The following is an 18,315-nucleotide window of genomic DNA, read 5'->3' as shown; positions in this document are numbered from 1 at the left end:
ACCTCGATCAATGACTCGACAAATAGGTGAACCCAAGCATAGGCTTGGCTTCACGCTCATCGAACTACTCGTGGTGATCGCAATCATCGCGATTCTCGCGGCTATTCTTTTCCCTGTATTTGCGCAGGCAAAACTGGCGGCGAAGAAAACTCAAGCTATTAGCAATCTGAAGAATCTTGCTACAGCTGCTCAGCTGTATCTCCCAGATTACGATGATCTGTTTCCCTTGGCAACCATTCCGGTTCCGAGCCTAGGCGCGACCGCAACGACTTCAAACCGGTTTATTCCTACTCCGGCGCGTATTGCCACAGGGCAACCGCAGGATCGAATCGATGCGACGAATTCGTTTGTGTTTAATGCGTTGCAACCTTACATCAAGAACTATGGGATCCTTCATGATCCCGCTGGCAACCGCTTTGACGGTGGTACGTATTCGATGCTCGGTGGTTTGAAGCCCCCCTTGGACGCTTCTGATCACACTTATCTGTACAATGGACTTCTTCAAAGTTACAGTTCTACCGCGATTGGCAGCGTGGCCGATCTGATCGTTTTCTGGCCCGGTACGGGAAGGCGATCTCTGATCGGAGGAAGCTATGCTTCGCCATGGCTCAACTGCCCGAACCCAACACTGCCTTGCCGGTATGTTCCTGGGTTCGTAGGGTGTTCGGTGAGCAACAACGGAGAGTCGAGCTCATATTCTTCGAATTCGAGCAACCAGGGTTACGATCTCTATAACAGCACGATGACCTATTCTTATGCGGATGGTCATGCAAAGGCTCGAAAGATCGGCGTGTTTGAAACTGGAGACCGAGACCCTCGAACGGACCCGTTTGCTCGATACAACGGTAAGTTCGTGACCAACAGATCGTGGGATGCAAACTTCTGCCACCCCTACCTTCTGAGACCGGACATCGACTTCCAGAACTGGGATGCGAGGATCATTTTCTAATGCGAAAACTGTTGATAGCCTCTGTAATCGTTTCTGTACTCTTCTCGGTCACTGGCTGTTCCTCGGATACAGCCAGCGAACCTGCGGCAAAGGGTGAGAAGCCAGCATCAACTGATCTGACCAAGACCGATAACCTCACTCCTGAGCAACAGGAGTTAGCGAAGTCTCGTGGCGTTAGCGGTGAATCCAGCGCGGGGGACAACAAGGAGACGGAAGGAGGCAGATAGCTCTTCACCGAATCTTCTGAACGGCGTGACCACACCAAGGTCGCGCCGTTTTCTCTTGTGTAGTCACTTTGACGGGTCACGCAGCCCCGAAACGGTAAGATCGTCCTCAACAATGAAGACTGTCCGAGACATCGACGTAAAGGGCAAAAGAGTGCTCGTCCGCTGTGACTTTAACGTGCCTTTAGAGGGTGGATTGATCACCGATGACCGCCGCATCACCGAAGCTCTACCAACGATAAAGCATCTGCTCGACAGCGGTGCCGCCGTCATTCTTTGCAGCCATCTCGGACGACCAAAGGGTGTTTCTCCGGAGTTCTCGCTGTTGCCGGTGGCAAAGTGCCTTAGCGAGCTACTCGACCAGCGCGTCCCGTTGCTGCCTGACTGCGTCGGTCCTGAAGTTGAGGAAGCATGTCGCGCGCTCCGATTCGGTGAGGCTATCCTGTTGGAGAATGTCCGTTTCCATCCCGAAGAGGAACAGAACGCCCCGGCATTCGCCAAACAGCTTGCCTCGCTCGCCGACGTTTACGTGAACGATGCTTTCGGCACAGCCCACCGAGCCCACGCTTCGACCGAGGGCGTTGCCCATATCCTTCCCGGCGTTGCCGGATTCCTGATCGAAAAAGAGGTGGAGTATCTCGGCAAGGCTTTGGACAGCCCGAAGCGCCCGTTTGTGGCGATCATGGGCGGGGCGAAGGTCAAGGACAAGATCGCCGTCATCGAAAGCCTGCTTCCAAAGGTCGACAAGCTCCTGATTGGTGGCGGAATGATCTTCACATTCTTCAAGGCTCAGGGGTTCAATATCGGCAATTCGCTCTTGGACGAAACCAGCATCGACTTCGCCGCAGAACTTATCAAGAACCATAGCGACAAGATCGTTCTTCCTGTGGATGTGGTCATCGCGTCTGAGCTGTCGCCAACGGCTCAGACGCGCACCGTCAAGGTGGCTGACATCCCAGACGGTATGATCGGTGCCGACATTGGGTCCGACTCTCAGCACCTCTTCGCAACGGTGGTCAAGATGGCGGGGACTGTGGTCTGGAACGGCCCAATGGGAGTTTTTGAGATGGAGCCGTTTGCCGCTGGCACGAAGGCGGTCGCCCAGGCCCTTGCCGACTCCAATGCGATCACGATCGTCGGTGGAGGCGATTCCGCGGCGGCGATTGAGAAGTTCGGATTCGCCGATCGTGTGAGCCACGTCAGTACAGGCGGGGGGGCAAGCCTTGAGTTTCTGGAAGGGAAGGTGCTTCCAGGCATTGCGGCGCTCACAGGCTGACACTTCTTTTAAGTCAACTTTTTAGCCGGGGGCACTTGCTTAGAATAGGCCTTGCAGTTTTCCTGTGCTGTCTCCGAGTGTCTCCACCCTCACCCCTACCTTGTCAAGCATGGAAAGGAAGAGGTTGTTCATCGGTGTTGGTTGGTAGCGGACGTGTCGCCCGGTGCGGATCGTGCCCTTTGCCGACCCGGCAAAGAGGATCGGGAGATCGTCGTGGTTATGGCGGTCGCCGTCGCTGATTCCGCCACCGTAAACCACCATCGAGTGGTCCAAGAGGGTGCCGTCCAGCTCCTTCGTATTCTTCATCCGCTCAAGAATGTAGGCGAGTTGAACCATGTGAAAACGGTCGATCTGCTTCTTCGACTCTAACTTCACCGGGTCCTTGCCGTGGTGGGAGATGTCATGATGGCCATCCTTCACGCCGATCAGCCCATAGCTGCGATTGCTGCCTTCGTTGGCGAACATGAAGGTCGAGATTCGGGTTAGATCGGCTTGAAAAGCAAGGATCATCATATCGCCCATCAGCCGAATGTGTTCGCCATAGTCGCTCGGAATTCCAGATGGCCGATTCCCAGCGATGAAAGCGGCCGGGTTCTCCCTTTCCATCTTGAGAATTCTCTCTTCGATTTCGCGCACGCCGGTGAGGTACTCGTCAAGCTTTTGCTGATCGCGGATGCCAAGCTGCTTGCTCAGTCGGTTTGCATCTTCAAGCACGAAATCGAGAACGCTCTTCCGGTAGCGGTCGCGCATCTGCTTACTGAGCTCCTGCTCGTCGGCTGATCCCCGCCCAAATAGTCGCTCGAACACGAGCCGGGGATTGACCTCTTTTGCATTGGGTGTGGTGGCGCTCCGCCAAGAGATGCTGGTGGAATAGGCGCAACTGTAGCCCGAGTCGCAATCGCCCGCGACGGCTCCACGCTCGCAGCCGAGCTCCAGCGAAGCAAACCGGGTCTCTTTTCCGATGGCTTGGGCGGCGACTTGGTCAGCCGAGATACCGACATTGATGTCCGAACCAGCCGTCTTTTTGGGATGGACGCCGGTAAGCCAAACTGCAGAAGAACGAGCGTGATCGCCTGGGCCATCGCCGAGTGCATGCGCCTTGTGCTGTGCCAAACCGGTGAGAACGTTAATGTTGTCCTTAACGCCCTTCAACGGTTCCAACGTGTAGGGAAGCTGGGTGAGCGCTCCATCGACTGGGGGAACCCAGTGCTCCATATTGATACCGTTCGGGACGAACATGAACGCCATGCGCATTGGCGCGCCTTGCGTGGGCATTGACTGTGCGACAGCCGTCAATGGGAGCATCTTCTCCAAAAGCGGGAGGGCCATCGCCGTGCCGATCCCCTTCAAGAAAGTACGTCTTGGTAGTGATTTGTAGCTCACGTTGTTATCGTCCTCCGTCTCCCCGTCGCTTCCGAAAGGCATCACTCTTGACGACTGCCAGAATAACCGTACTCATGCGATAATTGCCACCCTCTGCGGCCTTAGCGATTTCGTCGATATGGCACTTGTCCGCGCTTGTCAATCCTCTGCCCAGGGCGTAGATCAGCATTTTCTCACCGAACGCCCGCACAAACTGTGGCTTCTTGGCAAGCAGGTAAACCTTGAGATCGGTAGGGCCCTTGAACTTGGCTCCATCGGGCATCGCTCCTGCCGAATCGATCTTCATTCCTTCATCAGACGTTCGCCATTGTCCGATTGCATTGAAATTCTCAAGACCAAAGCCCAGCGTGTCCATCCCCTTATGACAATTTGCGCAGGCGGGATCAGAACGATGCTGCTCAAGACGCTGTCGGATCGTTTTGCCCTCGATCTTCTTGCGTTCTTCAGAAAGGTTGCCCACACCAGGTGGCGGCGGAGGGGGCGGTGTCCCCAAAATCTGCTCCAAAACCCACTTTCCACGCTTCACGGGCGAGGTTCGGGTCGGGTTGGAGGTGATAGTCAGGACACTTGCTTGGGTCAGGACACCTCCTCGCTTGGCGTCTTTGAGTGTGACCATCCTGAATTGGTTGCCAGTGACGCCAGCAATACCATAGAGATTGGCGAGTCGCTCGTTGAGGAAGGTGTACTTTGAGTCCAGGAATTCCAGAATCGGCCTATCCTGCCGCACGATATGATCGAAGAAAAGCAGCGTTTCTTGCCACATATCTTTGCGGAGCTGTTCGGAGAATTCGGGGAAGAGCTTGGCGTCGGGAGAAAGGTAGTTGAGCTTGCGAATTTCCAGCCACTGAGACGCAAAATTGTCCGCCAGCGCCCTTGCCTTGGGGTCTTTCAGCATACGCAGAGTTTGGCCTTCAAGGACCGCCGGGTCGGAGAGTTTGCCCTGTTCGGCCAGTTTGTACAGTTCGTCGTCGGGCATCGAACTCCACAGGAAGTAGCTCAGTCGGGATGCAAGCTCATAGTTATTAAGTGTGCGCTGCACTTTCAAGTCGGTTGGACGTTCGTCAAGCTCTAATCGAAAGAGGAAGCTTGGTGAAACCAAGACAGCCTGCACCGCGAGCTGAATGCCTTTCTCGAACGGCGCTCCATCACGCTTCGTCATATCGACAAATCGGGTCAGTCGTTCAACCTCTGCTGTTGTCGCCGGTCTTCGCCAGGCTCGAGACGCGAAACGGTTGAGTATCTGAGTTGCGGCTTCTTTCTCCTTGCCGGGAGTGGGCTGCACAAAGATGAGCCGTCGGTGGCTTTCGGGGATCGGCTTCATGTCCTCAATGGGGCCAATGATCTCCAAAGACGCCACATAGAGGTTTCGATCCCGGTTCTTGGGGTCGGGGTCCTGCGGCTGGTAATAGTCGTTGATGAACTCCGCAGAAATCTTGACCTTCCCGGCCTTCATTTCAAGCGGCAATTCATAGGTTGAGGGATTAGCGGGAGTGGCCTTAACGTCGAAAACCGTCAGGCGTTGATTGCCCAGTTTGACCGCCATCTTTGCAGGCTCTGGTCCGGCCTGGTCTCCAAACGCCACGATCTTGATCTTGTACGTGCCCGCTTTCTTAAAGTCGTGATCCGCCGTCACCGAACCAGCTGAATACATCCCGGCAATGGTTTCGCGGACGATGTTCACGCCGCTGGAGGCTGCCAACTCATCGCCCGAATAGCGTCGAGTTTGGACGGGCTGAACGACAATCGCCTTCTCGGTGATCTTCTCCGCCGCGTCTAAGTACTTCTCCATCAGGAGCGGGGAAATAGAAAGGACATCGGCGATGTTGTCGAAGCCGTAGCCGACGTCGTCGGCAGGGAAGTCGTCAGCGGGCGTGAACGGAACTCCAAGCAAGTCGCGGATGGTGTTGTTGTATTCGGTGCGATTGAGGCGTCGGATCGTGACCCGGCCCGGATCGCGTACCACGCAATCGCGAGACAGGAGCTTGTCGATGTATTCGACGATCTTTTGGCGTTCGACCTTGGTGGGTTGGGCAGAGCCCATCGGCGGCATATGACCGGAGCTGACATTGCGGCTGACCTTCTCCCAAGCATCTTTGCCTTTGAGTACTTGAGCTTCTGTTTTGAAACTCGCAAGGTTTAGACCCGCGGCTGGCGTGGCCCCCGTATGACACTTCACGCAGAGCTTGGTGATAAGCGGTTGGATCTCCTTTTCGAAGGAAGGACCTGTCGGGGCTGTCGGTTGCTTTTGTTGAGCTGGTGACTGTAGGGCGAACAGAGTGGCGGAGAGAAGCAGCAGACCTGTGGGCCAGTGTCGGAAAAACTTGAGCGCGGGAAATGTCATCGGCGAAACCACTCGCCCCGGTCGGGGAGACACCCTATTCTACGACAATTCGCTTTATGGAGCCAGAAAGTGAATCCGTACAAAACACAACAAGGGAATAGCCTGTCAAAGATGTCAGTCTTCGCCGTTGCCCAATCCTCCGATTACAATAAGACATGACTGCCAGGGCGCTGATTGTTGCGCTTATCTTGTCTCAGGCTCCGGGCTCCTTTCAGGAGTTGGAGAGGTCTTACGGTGTGTCGGTCGAGGTCTCGCAAGAGGCTTTTTCGACCACTCCGGCGAAATACACCGTGGCGGGGAAGCCCGCTTCGGAGGACCAGGTCAAGAAGTACATGCCGCTCTTCACCAAGGAGTGGAGTCTTTACCCTCATAGTCTTATGAAGAAGGCGAAGGTGACGCGCATTATCATCTGTCGCGATCTCTCGGTGAACGGGCAAGCCCGAGCCGCCGTGCCCGCATTCGAGATTGACACGATGTACTATGATGCCGAGCTGGGCAGCTATGCGCCCAAGTATCAGCGCACCGTGGTCCATCACGAGTTCTTTCACATGATGGATCAGCGGATGGGTGTGATGCGAAAAGACCCCGAATGGTCGGCGTTAAACGCCAAGGATTTTGGCTATGGAACGGGCGGTAAGAACATGCGCAACGGAGATGCAGGCGCGTTGCGTGAAGACCTGCCGGGGTTCCTAACCCAATACGGCACGGCTGCGGTTGAGGAGGATAAGGCGGAGCTATTTGCCCACCTGATCGTGAGCGCCAAATTTGTAGCGGATCGTGCCGCCAAGGATCCAATTTTAGCGAACAAGATCAAGCTGCTTAAGAAGCGATTGGAAAAGTTCGACCCGGAAATGGGGGAGAAGTTTTGGGTGAAGGTTGGAAAGTGATTGCAGATTACCAGCACCTGACTTCTTCTATCTACTCACGATTCACGACTCACGACTCACTACTCACTACTCACTACTCACTACTCACTACTCACTACTTCACCACATTCACCGGACTCCCGTCCAGAAACGCTTGCAAGTTATTCACCGCGGTCTGTAAGAGCCGGGATCGGGCTGTCCTCGCTGCCCATGCAATATGCGGTGTGATGATGCAGTTCTTTGCGGTGAGCAGGGGATTGTCGGCAGGGGGTGGCTCGACAGAAAGCACGTCCAATGCTGCACCGGCAATCTTGCCCGCATTAAGCGCCGAGGCCAGATCGTTTTGGTCAATCAGTGGTCCTCGACTGGTATTGATGAGCAGAGCGCTTGGCTTCATGAAGGCGATGCGCTCGACGTTGATCATGCCCTTATTGCTTTCGGTCAGCGGGCAATGGAGACTGATGACATCCGATTCGTGAAGTAGCTTCTCAAACGAGACGTGTTCGGCGGGAAAGTCAAGACCACTTGCGACTGTCCGCGATGAGTAGGTGACGGTCATCCCAAAAGCGTGCCCCATCCGCCCAACTGCAGAGCCAATCCTTCCCATCCCTATGACCCCCAAAGTGAGGCCGCTTAACTCAAGGATCGGACCATCGTAGTAGCACCAATCTTCAGAATTTGCCCATCTCCCATCTCGTACTGTTTGACTATAGTAACCCACCCGGTTCGTAAGTTCGAGAATCAGGGCAAAGGTCGCCTGAGCGACCGCGTGCGTGCCGTATTCGGGGACATTGGTGACGGGAATCCCCCTCGCTCGGGCTGCCTGAACATCCACGACGTTATAGCCTGTGGCAAGGACGCCAATATATTTGAGCTTGGGGAGCAGCGCGAGGGTCTCGGACGTGAGTGGAGTCTTGTTTGTGAACAGAACATCGGCTTCCAAGGATCGCTCTAAGATCGCATCGGCGGGGGTGCGGTCGTGGACGGTGAGGCTGCCAAGCTGGGAAAGACCTTTCCAAGAAAGGTCGCCGGGGTTCAGTGTATATCCGTCCAAAACTACGATGTTCATGTTCTATTTGGCAATCAGCATTCAGCGATCGGCGATCTGCTATCGGTGGTGAGTTGTTAGATCATTCCAGACGGAGGCGAGGGATTGCCAGGAAAGTTGGTTTGTTCCACCACGAGAACTATGGAAGAGTTCAAGCCCTGGCCACACGCGTAAGCAGATATCCATAGCCCGTTACGATGACACCTCCAACAACCTCAGACCCAACTCCCGAGCTGACCGCCGCATATTATCCTTCGCATTCTTCAACGAATGCTCAAGCGATTCCCCTGGTGTATTGATCGACTGTATTTCAGCAAAAGGCAACTCCGAGGAGCCAGACTGCACTACACCTGCCAGAAGATAGCAAGGCACTCCTGACTGTCTACAGTGCTCCGCCACAACCATTGGCAGCTTGCCCATCCCCGATTGCGCATCGAACGAACCTTCGCCAGTGATGCAGACATCGCATTTCGTGAGGCGAATCGGAAAGTTCACAAGCTTCATCACGATCTCCGCGCCTGACCGAGTTTCGCCACCAAGGAACATCAGCCCAAAGCCTAATCCGCCCGCCGCGCCAGCGCCGGCCGCAAGCGAGTAATCGAATCCGGTGGCCTCGTGCATCTTCTCGGCGAAGTGGCGCAATCCTGCATCAAGCCGCTCGATCATCGCGTCGTCGGCACCCTTTTGTCTTGCGAAAACGTAGGCAGCTCCCTGGGGACCACAGAGAGGATTCGTGACATCAGAGGCCACTGTGATTGGCGTGGATAGAAGTGGACCTTTCTCAATCTTTGCGATCTTATGCAGCGTAGCGCCGGTCGGCACAAAGGTCTTTCCATCCTCATCGAAGAATTGCCACCCCAACGCAGCCAGCATCCCCGCTCCTCCATCGTTGGTTGCCGATCCACCTATACCCATCAGGATCATCGTGCAGGGCTTTTGATCGCAGTATTGGATGAGCTGCCCGACGCCGTAAGTGGTTGTCAGTTCCGGGTTTCTTTCCTCCGGAGAAAGAAGAGATAAACCACACGCGTGAGCCGACTCAATGATGGCCTTCGGGCCAGGATCTGCGAAGAAAACCCTTGCCACTACCGGGTCGCGCTGCGGCCCCAGAACCTTGACAGTCTCCAATGACCCCTCGCAGGCCACGGCCACGGTTTCGACGAAGCCGTCTCCACCATCCGATAGAGGGCACTGAATCGACTCTATCCCGACCTCCGCAAGCCCTTCCGCGGCGGCTTGACACGCTTCGATGGCGGTCATCGATCCGCGGAATTTGTCGAAGGCGAGAAGGAATCGCATTTTGGATTTTAGATTGCCGATTTTGGATTTTGAATTGCCGGATGCAGGTTACTGATCGCGATTCACAGATCCCTCACCAGATTCATCAGTCATCAATCCAGACACGCTTTCCCATGATCACGCTCTTGTAATTCGTGTGCGGATAGTCAAACTCCCCTACGATCTCAAACCCCCAAGCGTTATACATCGCAATCAGATTGTGAGCATGCTCGGGCGTGTCCAGCCCAATCTCTTTGGCCCCGTTAGCCTGAGCGTACTTTTCGCAAGCATCATAGAGCCGTTTGCCAATCCCTTGCCCCCGATACTCCGGCAGCACTCCAAATTGACCGAAGCTCCAGGCATCCGAGCGGCGGTAGTACTCGACGCGATCATCGGGTTTGAGTGGTCGGATCGTCGCCGTACCGACGATCTTGGATTCTAAGTCGGCGACGACGCAGTGCCCTTGCTGAACGCGCTCTCGGGTGACCTCTACATCTTGATGAGTGGCGAAGAACCGAAACCCCTCCTCCAGGCGAATCGCATACGCTTGGTGAAGCAGCTGGGTGAGTTGTTCCAAACAATCGGAATCCAAGATGGGGCGGATTACGACGCTCGTGTGGGGCATGGCCGTAGTTTATTCAACGCGAAAACCCGGTATCTCAACCTCGCGGAAATTGTCTGAGAACGTTACAATAGGAGGACCTCGTCTTTGATTCTTGTGGGATAACGATGTCCATGAAAAAAACCATGCTTTTCGGCGCGCTCATCGCGCTGTCCCTATCCTCAAGCGTAGCCAGTGCGGCTGTCGTCCATCTTCGATTTCTTGAATCTTGTTCGCATTCATCGGAACTGCGTCAACAGTTCAGACAGGGTGCAAAAAAGCCGATCCCGCCCACACCCCCAAAACTCGCGGCGGCATCGGATACCGATGTTCTGCATTGCTTTCTCGACATTGACGTAACGCTCTCGACAAAGACGATCATCGGCTCGAACACGATGACAATTCGCTCGAACGTTGACAATCTCACGACCTTCGAGTTTCGACTGATCAACAATTATTCGATCTCTTCGATCCTTGTCGATGGCGTTTCCAACGCATTTACAAGGTTGGATGTGAATACCGTTCGCTTGACGATCAGCTCACGGATCGTCAATAGCAACGACACCTTCACCGTTAAGATCAACTACGGCGGAGTCGCGCCAAGCGGGTCAGGTTTTGGCTCTATCGTCTTTGGCACACGGTCTAGCGGTGCGGCCTATGTTTCGACGCTTTCTGAGCCTTGGCATTCGCACACATGGTGGCCAGTCAAGGATGAAAACAGCGATAAGGCGACGTTTGATATTTGGGTTACGGTTCCAAGCCCCCTCGTCGTTGCCGCAAACGGAGTTCGCCAAGGTATCGACGCGATGCCTGGCAGCAAGCTACGCTATCGCTATCGCACGGGCTATCCCATGGCACCCTATCTGTTGTGTTTCGCTGCAACGAATTACAACACCTGGACCAACAGCTATACGCACACAGGCGGCACAATGCCGCTCGAATTCTTTATCTATCCCGAGAACGACACCTCTAGCAATCGGACGGCATGGAATCAAACGGTGCAAATGCTTGCCACGTTCAAGCCGCTCTTTGGGCTGTATCCGTTTATCAACGAGAAGTACGGCATTTATCAGTTCACGTTTGGTGGCGGTATGGAGCACCAGACAATGACCGGGCAGGGAACATTTAGCGAGTCGGTGACGGCCCACGAACTGGGCCACCAATGGTGGGGCGACATGGTGACGTGCAAGACTTGGCACGACATCTGGCTCAACGAAGGTTTTGCAACGTACAGCGAAGCGCTTTGGCTTGAGAACAAGCCCGGATCAAGCGGGTTTGCCGCGCTCAAGAGCGCGATGCAGGCGCGAAAACCAAGCAGCGTCAACGGAAGCGTCTATTGCTACGACATCACCAGCGAAAGCCGAATCTTTAGTACAAGCTTTTCCTACCGCAAGGGTGGCTGGGTGCTGCACATGCTCCGCAAGATTCTCGGTGATTCCGCATTCTTTGCCGCACTTGCGAACTATCGCAACCGATTCGAGTACGACTCCGCCATCACCGATGACTTCATTCAAGCTGTCGAGGATTCCTACGGGCAAGACTTGGATTGGTTCTTCCAGCCTTGGGTTTTTCAGAACGGTGCTGCGGCTTACCAATACGGCACTAAAGTTGTGTTGGTGGACACCGTTCCCTACCTGCTTGTGAAGCTCGTGCAAAACCAAAGCGCTAGCTATCCGACTTACACGATGCCAGTGGACTTCCGATACACCGTCAATTCACAGACTTTCACACGATCGTTATGGAACACGGCAAGGACACAGTGGTATGCATTTCAACTGCCAGCAAACGTAACGCCAACCGGAATGGGTGTTGATCCTGATGGTTGGATTTTGACGACCTCGACCGGAACAACCTCCTACACTGAGGGGCCTCCTAAGATCGTCGATATCAGCGTAGAGAATCAGATCGGTCAGAAGAAGATTACGATGAAGATTTTGAAGGCAATTTCGCCGACAAGGGCAGACTTCAAAATATTGTTCAACGGCGAAGAGATGGGCTTCAAACTCAAGTACGACGAAGTTGGAGGTGTATTGCAGATGACCGTTCCGTATTTTGGACCGGCCAATATCGAGATCACGGCTTATGACTCCCTAATCGCGACCGACAACGGGATGGCGCTCGACGGCGAGTACACCGGATCGTTCCCCTCGGGTGACGGATTGCCAGGTGGAAACCTGGTCTTTCATTTGAGCTCCCCGTAGAGTTTTTGAGAAAGACTAAACACTTTGGACCACTCATGACACTGTCTTTGTAGTGGTGAAAATTATGAGGAGATTGGGAAACTTGGGAAGTCGGGTCGTTGCTTGTCATGCAGGGCTCGCGTTGGTTCTGATGGCGGGTCTGGGTTTGCAGTCCAAGCCATCGAAGGACCACTTCATGCGAGTGGCTAACTATCGAGTTGGCTCATTAATGGACGATCCAAATGCGGCGGGTGGGTATGGAAAGTCGGACAATTACGCCATAGCTGGTGTGCCCCCGAATGTGGGTCCTGGGGCAAGAAATCGCCGCCTGTTCCGGATCGTCGCCTCTCGCGACGACAAAGCTGGAAGCTACATCTATCTCATTAGCAAGTCGAGTCAAGTGCTGAGTTTTGACGCTTTCGACAGCGCGCTGAATATGGTGCTGGAGGCCAAGACCGCTGACGGAGAATGGCTTCCTGTAGAGTTTCGGCATCGTATCACCTGTGGCAATAGCCGCCATCAAGTCTTCCTTGCCGGACTTTCCTACTGGAGAATGCCGCTCATCGGGTTTGACTCAGGTCCAACAAAGACGCAGATGCGTGTCCGCATGCTTGTTCCCGACCCGGATATCAAGGACCCTGTAACCTTGAAGCCGGTCTACTCGAACGTGTTCGAAGGCTTTGTTCATCCGGAATCGTTTACGCTTTCTCCTGAAGATGCCAAGGTCTACAAACTTCAGAAAGAGAACGGTTGGTGGGATGTCGTGTGGCGAGGCGCTGCTGACAGCAGCTAAGCAAGTCGGCGACAGCGGATTTCACCTTACACCTCTTGGTTCAGGAATTCTCGGACCAGACGCTCATAACCTAAGGCAAGCCTTTCTGCGAGAGCTGGGTAGGAAGGCTTTAGCCAGCGCGTAAAGCTTTGATTCGAGAGCATCTCTCCCCGATCTGCCTGACGGCAAACACGCTCAACTCCAACCTCAAGCTCCCCGATGTCGACAAGGATGATCCGCGGACCGGTAGGTGAGGGAAGGAATCCGTAGTTGTCGGCAAAGTTGAAGGTGTTCTCCGTGATGTTCTACTTCCAAAGTTTGCCGGTGAAAGTTAGCAGCTCGTCGATGGCCCATTCCCCGGTCCGACTGTCACCGCGCCGGATGGCTTCATGGACGAAGTCCACGAAGAGCTGTACCCTTTGCTGCAGGATGACGAACTGACCGGACCCGTCAGGATGCATCCCAATAAACAACAGGGCGGCCTCGTCTCGCAAGTTTTCCCACGCTACCTCGTAGCTCTCCATGCTCAATCTTCCAAGCGCGTCGGCGGATGCCAAGGCATCTCCTGGGCAAGGCGACCATTCCACTGCCCCGAGATCAATCCCGTAACGCCGGAAAGCTTGTTCAATTTCGACTGCCGTTAGGGGTGTCTTGAGCACATACCGCCCGCATGGCGAAACGGACACTCGCACACGAGTGCTCGCCCCTTGTGGGATGAAGGGTTGCTGCAACAACTGGTGGATATCGATAGGGCTTCCGAGCATAGGGTCTTCGCTTATGATGGCCCAATCGTTAAAATATCTAAAAATTTGGCACAAGCCCTTGGCATTTCAAGAAAAGTATGCCAATATTTTGGCATGGATGCCAAAAAAGCAGATATGAGCTCGGGTCTCAGCCGTCGAGAGCGTCAAATCATGGATGCGCTTTATCGGCTGGGCAAGGCTTCTGCAGCGGAGATTCGAGATGCCATCTCCGACCCGCCAAGCTACACAGCCGTGCGGACCCTACTCACAATTCTTCGGGACAAGGGGCAGATTCGCCACATGCAGGATGGAGTTCGCTACATATACGAGCCCGTCGTGCCACGCGATCAGATGGCGAAGAGCGTCCTCGCCGACGTGATTGAAACGTTTTTCGAGGGTTCGTTAGAACGAGTTGTTGCGACGGTAATCGACTCGCAGGATCAAAAGTTGACGGACGAGCAGATCGCCAGTCTACAGGCCCTAATCGACTCGGCGAAGGCGGAGGAGAGATGAGCTCCTACTTCGAGTTGATACTGCAAGCAACAGTTGTGCTTGGCTTGGCTTTGGGAGCGAGCATCGTTTTGCGCAGGCGTTCAGCATCGGCGCATATCGTTTGGTCGGCGGCTTTCGTTGGTCTGATTCTTCTACCGATCCTCTCGGGGATCGTTGGGCCGAGGCTTTTCTTGGGCATTGGTGCCGGCTCTGAGACTGTAGCGTCAAGCGGGTCGCAGGCTGAGAGGACAACGCTGGGCTATGCGGACGCGGTGCCCACCGCTTCGATGGCTAACGTCTCGTCATATTCTCCGAATGAAGCTGCCATCTCACTAGAGGTCGCTTTGCTGACAGTCTGGGCGGTCGGTTTTCTGCTTGCGCTTAGCCGGACGCTCTTTTGCCTTTGGCGACTGCGTGTGTTGCGACGTAAGGCGTCGCTGCCGGTTGGAGATGACGATTTATCGGTCGATGTTCGGGCACTTGCCCGGCGCGTTGGCCTGAGAAAGAATTGGGAGGTGCGCGTGTGTGTCTCTCCCAAATCGGGAGCGGCGATGACCTGGGGCATTCTGCCCCCGGTCGTCCTGCTGCCGAAAGGAGTTGAGGCTTGGTCGCAAGAGCGGCTGGAAGCCGTTCTGCTCCATGAATTCGCCCACGTGCGCCGCAACGACTTTGCGAGTCAGCTGCTTGCCGAGTTTGCGTGCGCCCTCTACTGGTTCCACCCTCTCGCATGGATCGGCGCGCGTTCGATGCGAGAGAATGCGGAGCTTGCCACGGATGATGCGGTTCTGCGGTTGGGAGTGAAGGCTACCTCCTATGCCGCTGAACTGCTTCATCTTGCGGTCGAGCTTGGCAAACGATCCCCCCATTTTCAATCAGGAGTACATTTCATGTATAAGTCAAAATTCGAATCGAGAATTCGGTCAATCCTCTCCCCGTCGGCGCGCCGTCGCGGGCTTTCCTCTGTCCAACTGCTCGCAATGGTCGCCATTGTTGGCATTTCGGTGACCGCCGTTGCTAGCGTTCGCCTTGGTTCGCAACCGGCCTCAGATTCAGGTCAGACAATGAACCAGGTCGAGCGTGAAGAGCAGGTGGCAATGCGTCGGGCTCGAGACTTGGCGATGGCGACGCAAATTTTTGCGAACGACTATGACGACCGGTTGCCCAGCGTTGCCAACACGCAGCAGGCGAGAGAGGCTATCTCGCCCTATGTTCTGATCGCTGAGACGCTATCCTCACCCGCGAAGGGCGGTAGCTTCGAGTTCAACTTGAACCTATCGGGCGTCCTCTTGTCTCAGATACCTAATCCTTCTGAAGTGCCATTGTGGATCGAAAGGGTTCCGAACGGACGGCGTATCGCGGTGAGTTTCCTCGACGGTCATGCCGAACTGATAAGCCCCGCTAACCGATCTGAGCTTGAGGAGGCAGCGGCCAAGGTGTATGCGCGCTCAACTCAGGAGGAGCTTCATCTCAAGCACGGAAACTGACCGTACGGCCCTGTCATAGCAGAAGCAAAATCGCCCCCGGACCACGCTGTCTGGGGGCGATCTTTACGTTGTCTCCTGACTCTTATGCCTTTGCGCCGGCTTTCTCTTTCTTCTTGCCACCGCCTGTCGTCTTCTTGACGAAGACCACCTGGCGTTCTCCATCCAGTTCAGCGACGATGTTGTCGCCTTCGTGGAACCGGCCCATAAGCATCTCTTCACTTAGTGGATCTTCGATGTACCGCTGAACGGCTCGGCGGAGCGGACGTGCGCCAAGGTTCGGATCGTATCCGGTCTCGACGAGCATATCCTTCACGGCGTCGCTCAATTCAATCGTGATGTTCATCGCAGCTGCCTGCTCGTTGACCCTCTTAAGATAGAGGTCAGCGATCTGCAGAATCTCTTCTCGTTTCAGGTGATGGAAGACGATCAGCTCATCGACACGGTTCAAGAACTCGGGCCGGAAAGTCTTCTTCATCTCGTCCATCATCTTGGTCTTCATGTTCTCGTAAGTCTTCGGATCGTTGATATCCTGTCGGGTATCGCGGAAGCCAAGGCCCTTGTCGAGTTCGATGGGTCGAACACCGACGTTCGAGGTCATGATGATGATCGTGTTGCGGAAGTCCACCGAACGACCCTGAGAGTCGGTAAGGTGTCCATCTTCCATGATCTGCAAAAGGATATTGAAAACGTCTGGGTGAGCCTTCTCGATCTCGTCGAGGAGCACCACACAATACGGGTTGCGTCGAACTTGCTCGGTAAGCTGACCGCCCTCATCGTATCCAACGTATCCAGGAGGTGCGCCAACCAATCGGCTGACCGCAAATCTCTCCATGTACTCGGACATGTCGATTCGGACCATGTTGCTGTCCTTTTCGTACAGGTAGCCCGCAAGCGCCTTGGCAAGCTCGGTCTTTCCGACACCCGTCGGGCCAAGGAAGACGAACGAGCCGAGAGGCCGCTTCGGATCCTTGAGGCCGCTTCGGCTTCTTCGGATAGCGCGGGCAACGGCGGTGACCGCCTCATGCTGCCCGATAATTCGGTAATGGAGGTCCTCCTCCATGCGAAGCAGCTTCTGAGATTCTGATTCGACAATTCGTGTGACGGGAATGCCTGTCCAGCTCTGAACAACCTGAGCGATCTCGTTTTCGCCGACGATCGGCTCAAGCTTCTCTTCAGCCTCCCAAGCCTCTTCACGCTCGACAAGGCTCGCTTCGAGCTGTTCGACTTCTGATTGCAGCTTGAGTAGGGCCTCGTCCGGGTTTGGACGCTTTCGTAGATGCTCCAACTCGGTCTGCATCTTTCGAAGCGTCGCGCGATCGCCTCGCACATCCGAAGGTGGCAAGCTCTGTTGCAGCCGGACTCTGGATGCTGCTTCATCGATCAGGTCAATCGCCTTGTCGGGAAGCGTGCGCTCGGTGATGTAGCGCTGAGAAAGCTGAACGGCGGAGCCGATAGCATCGTCGGTGATTTCGACCTTGTGATGAGCTTCATATCGCTCTCGCAAGCCCTTGAGAATATCGACGGCTTCCTCTTCCGAAGGTTCACGGACCTTGACGCTTTGGAATCTTCGCTCCAGCGCGGCGTCCTTTTCGATGTACTTTCGATATTCGTCTTGGGTCGTCGCGCCGATGCACTGCAACTCACCGCGCGAAAGCGCTGGCTTCATGATGTTGCTGGCGTCGATGGCGCCTTCAGCCGCGCCTGCGCCGACCAAGGTGTGCAGTTCGTCGATGAAGAGAACGACTTGGCCGTCCGACTTTCGGACCTCTTCCATCACTTTCTTCATTCGCTCTTCAAACTCGCCACGATACTTCGTTCCTGCAACAAGACCGGCCAGATCAAGGGCAACGATTCGCTTGTCGCGAAGAAGATCGGGGATGTCGCCGCTGACGATGCGAAGGGCCATGCCCTCTGCAATAGCGGTCTTACCCACGCCGGGTTCGCCGATCAGACACGGATTGTTCTTCGTTCGTCGGCAGAGTATCTGCATCACACGCTCGATTTCGGCATGACGCCCGACCACGGGATCGAGCTTGCCGTCTCGGGCAAGGTCAGTAAGGTCGCGTCCAAATTCGTCGAGAGTGGGGGTTTTTGTGGAATGGCCCTGAGAGCTGCCTCGGCCGCCGTTGCCGGTGGTCCGAGTTTGTGACTCGGTGTCTTGCAGCGACATGACTTCACGCCGGGCACGCTCCAGTTCCACACTGAGCTTCGCTAACACGCGGCCAGCGAGCCCATCGCCTTCTCGGATCAAGCCGAGCAACAGATGTTCGGTGCCAATATAGTTATTGTTAAGGTTCCTCGCCTCATCGTACGCCAAGTCTATGACTCGCTTGGCGCGAGGGGTCAGGGTCATGTCCTGACTCGGTCGGGCATCCCCCCTCGGGAGCTGCTTTTCGACTTCCGCCCGGATGCGGCTCAAACTCACACCCAACTTTTCTAGCACTCGTGCGGCGACACTGTCGGGCTCACGCACGAGCCCAAGCAGAAGGTGCTCGGTGGAGACGTATCCCTCACCGAATTTTTGCGCCTCTTCTTGTGCGTAGAAGACGACTTTTCTTGCACGTTCTGTAAAGCGTTGCCACATAGTTTTATTTTTACCTGTTACTCTGGCTCCGATCCTGTTGGGTCGAAGGCAGACCTACTCTGGTTTTACGTCGGGGATGTTTGCCGCCGCCGTG

General features: G+C 55.1%; 15 protein-coding genes. 8 read left to right on the top strand and 7 right to left on the bottom strand.

The window, feature by feature from the left end; all coding sequences use genetic code 11:
• Positions 1-10 precede the first annotated feature (10 nt).
• From KF784_11315 to KF784_11305, 3 genes are all read left to right on the top strand, one after another.
• A complete protein-coding gene (locus tag KF784_11315; protein MBX3119646.1) occupies positions 11-949 on the top strand; it encodes a prepilin-type N-terminal cleavage/methylation domain-containing protein in 939 nt (312 codons plus the stop codon).
• Positions 949-1,176 (top strand): hypothetical protein, encoded by a 228-nt coding sequence (locus KF784_11310; GenBank protein ID MBX3119645.1) that lies wholly within the window; start codon positions 949-951, stop codon positions 1,174-1,176. Before KF784_11315 ends, KF784_11310 begins: the two co-directional genes overlap by 1 nt.
• 112 nt (positions 1,177-1,288) lie before the next feature.
• Complete coding sequence (locus KF784_11305; GenBank protein MBX3119644.1) at positions 1,289-2,449, top strand: phosphoglycerate kinase; 1,161 nt, start codon at positions 1,289-1,291, stop codon at positions 2,447-2,449.
• Between the two features lie 39 nt (positions 2,450-2,488).
• Here KF784_11305 and KF784_11300 read toward each other — a convergent pair whose 3' ends face one another.
• Positions 2,489-3,874 carry a DUF1552 domain-containing protein gene (locus tag KF784_11300; GenBank protein MBX3119643.1) on the bottom strand — a complete coding sequence of 462 codons (1,386 nt, stop codon included), beginning with the start codon at positions 3,872-3,874 and terminating at the stop codon, positions 2,489-2,491.
• Positions 3,837-6,173 carry a DUF1592 domain-containing protein gene (locus KF784_11295; GenBank protein ID MBX3119642.1) on the bottom strand — a complete coding sequence of 779 codons (2,337 nt, stop codon included), beginning with the start codon at positions 6,171-6,173 and terminating at the stop codon, positions 3,837-3,839. The genes KF784_11300 and KF784_11295 overlap by 38 nt, the downstream gene beginning before the upstream one ends.
• A gap of 155 nt (positions 6,174-6,328) precedes the next feature.
• Between KF784_11295 and KF784_11290 the strand changes: the two genes are divergently transcribed.
• Positions 6,329-7,060: a hypothetical protein gene (locus tag KF784_11290; protein MBX3119641.1), complete on the top strand. Its 732-nt coding sequence runs from the start codon at positions 6,329-6,331 to the stop codon at positions 7,058-7,060.
• Between the two features lie 94 nt (positions 7,061-7,154).
• On the opposite strand, the gene KF784_11285 is transcribed toward KF784_11290, so the two are convergent.
• From KF784_11285 to KF784_11275, 3 genes are all read right to left on the bottom strand, one after another.
• Complete coding sequence (locus KF784_11285) at positions 7,155-8,108, bottom strand: D-2-hydroxyacid dehydrogenase (protein ID MBX3119640.1); 954 nt, start codon at positions 8,106-8,108, stop codon at positions 7,155-7,157.
• Between the two features lie 171 nt (positions 8,109-8,279).
• Positions 8,280-9,386 carry a glycerate kinase gene (locus KF784_11280; protein ID MBX3119639.1) on the bottom strand — a complete coding sequence of 369 codons (1,107 nt, stop codon included), beginning with the start codon at positions 9,384-9,386 and terminating at the stop codon, positions 8,280-8,282.
• An 85-nt stretch (positions 9,387-9,471) separates the two neighbouring features.
• Complete coding sequence (locus KF784_11275; protein ID MBX3119638.1) at positions 9,472-9,990, bottom strand: GNAT family N-acetyltransferase; 519 nt, start codon at positions 9,988-9,990, stop codon at positions 9,472-9,474.
• A gap of 110 nt (positions 9,991-10,100) precedes the next feature.
• Here KF784_11275 and KF784_11270 point away from each other — a divergent pair, with 110 nt between their 5' ends.
• Together KF784_11270 and KF784_11265 are read left to right on the top strand one after the other, a co-directional pair.
• Complete coding sequence (locus KF784_11270) at positions 10,101-12,167, top strand: M1 family metallopeptidase (GenBank protein ID MBX3119637.1); 2,067 nt, start codon at positions 10,101-10,103, stop codon at positions 12,165-12,167.
• 82 nt (positions 12,168-12,249) lie between these two features.
• Positions 12,250-12,939: a hypothetical protein gene (locus KF784_11265; GenBank protein ID MBX3119636.1), complete on the top strand. Its 690-nt coding sequence runs from the start codon at positions 12,250-12,252 to the stop codon at positions 12,937-12,939.
• Between the two features lie 284 nt (positions 12,940-13,223).
• On the opposite strand, the gene KF784_11260 is transcribed toward KF784_11265, so the two are convergent.
• The gene (locus tag KF784_11260) at positions 13,224-13,682 is read right to left on the bottom strand and encodes a hypothetical protein (GenBank protein MBX3119635.1); all 459 of its coding nucleotides are present in this window, start codon (positions 13,680-13,682) and stop codon (positions 13,224-13,226) included.
• A gap of 93 nt (positions 13,683-13,775) precedes the next feature.
• Here KF784_11260 and KF784_11255 point away from each other — a divergent pair, with 93 nt between their 5' ends.
• Both KF784_11255 and KF784_11250 read left to right on the top strand, forming a co-directional pair.
• A complete protein-coding gene (locus tag KF784_11255) occupies positions 13,776-14,174 on the top strand; it encodes a BlaI/MecI/CopY family transcriptional regulator (GenBank protein ID MBX3119634.1) in 399 nt (132 codons plus the stop codon).
• The gene (locus KF784_11250) at positions 14,171-15,637 is read left to right on the top strand and encodes a M56 family metallopeptidase (GenBank protein MBX3119633.1); all 1,467 of its coding nucleotides are present in this window, start codon (positions 14,171-14,173) and stop codon (positions 15,635-15,637) included. Before KF784_11255 ends, KF784_11250 begins: the two co-directional genes overlap by 4 nt.
• An 82-nt stretch (positions 15,638-15,719) precedes the next feature.
• Here the strand turns inward: KF784_11250 and KF784_11245 are convergent, their stop codons facing one another.
• On the bottom strand, positions 15,720-18,221 hold the full coding sequence (locus KF784_11245) for an ATP-dependent Clp protease ATP-binding subunit (protein ID MBX3119632.1): 2,502 nt from the start codon (positions 18,219-18,221) through the stop codon (positions 15,720-15,722).
• Positions 18,222-18,315: the final 94 nt, after the last annotated feature.

It is taken from the genome of Fimbriimonadaceae bacterium (assembly GCA_019638775.1).
Lineage (GTDB): Bacteria > Armatimonadota > Fimbriimonadia > Fimbriimonadales > Fimbriimonadaceae > JAHBTD01.
The sequence above is the reverse complement of the archived record's forward strand: the minus strand, read 5'-3'. Positions and strand labels throughout refer to the sequence as shown.

Excerpts from the sequence above, each read along its gene's own strand:
- KF784_11315 (MBX3119646.1), top strand. The coding sequence starts at position 11 with ATGACTCGACAAATAGGTGAACCCAAGCATAGGCTTGGCTTCACGCTC.
- KF784_11310 (MBX3119645.1), top strand. The coding sequence starts at position 949 with ATGCGAAAACTGTTGATAGCCTCTGTAATCGTTTCTGTACTCTTCTCG.
- KF784_11305 (MBX3119644.1), top strand. The coding sequence starts at position 1,289 with ATGAAGACTGTCCGAGACATCGACGTAAAGGGCAAAAGAGTGCTCGTC.
- KF784_11300 (MBX3119643.1), bottom strand. The coding sequence starts at position 3,874 with ATGCCTTTCGGAAGCGACGGGGAGACGGAGGACGATAACAACGTGAGC.
- KF784_11295 (MBX3119642.1), bottom strand. The coding sequence starts at position 6,173 with ATGACATTTCCCGCGCTCAAGTTTTTCCGACACTGGCCCACAGGTCTG.
- KF784_11290 (MBX3119641.1), top strand. The coding sequence starts at position 6,329 with ATGACTGCCAGGGCGCTGATTGTTGCGCTTATCTTGTCTCAGGCTCCG.
- KF784_11285 (MBX3119640.1), bottom strand. The coding sequence starts at position 8,108 with ATGAACATCGTAGTTTTGGACGGATATACACTGAACCCCGGCGACCTT.
- KF784_11280 (MBX3119639.1), bottom strand. The coding sequence starts at position 9,386 with ATGCGATTCCTTCTCGCCTTCGACAAATTCCGCGGATCGATGACCGCC.
- KF784_11275 (MBX3119638.1), bottom strand. The coding sequence starts at position 9,990 with ATGCCCCACACGAGCGTCGTAATCCGCCCCATCTTGGATTCCGATTGT.
- KF784_11270 (MBX3119637.1), top strand. The coding sequence starts at position 10,101 with ATGAAAAAAACCATGCTTTTCGGCGCGCTCATCGCGCTGTCCCTATCC.
- KF784_11260 (MBX3119635.1), bottom strand. The coding sequence starts at position 13,682 with ATGCTCGGAAGCCCTATCGATATCCACCAGTTGTTGCAGCAACCCTTC.
- KF784_11255 (MBX3119634.1), top strand. The coding sequence starts at position 13,776 with ATGGATGCCAAAAAAGCAGATATGAGCTCGGGTCTCAGCCGTCGAGAG.
- KF784_11250 (MBX3119633.1), top strand. The coding sequence starts at position 14,171 with ATGAGCTCCTACTTCGAGTTGATACTGCAAGCAACAGTTGTGCTTGGC.
- KF784_11245 (MBX3119632.1), bottom strand. The coding sequence starts at position 18,221 with ATGTGGCAACGCTTTACAGAACGTGCAAGAAAAGTCGTCTTCTACGCA.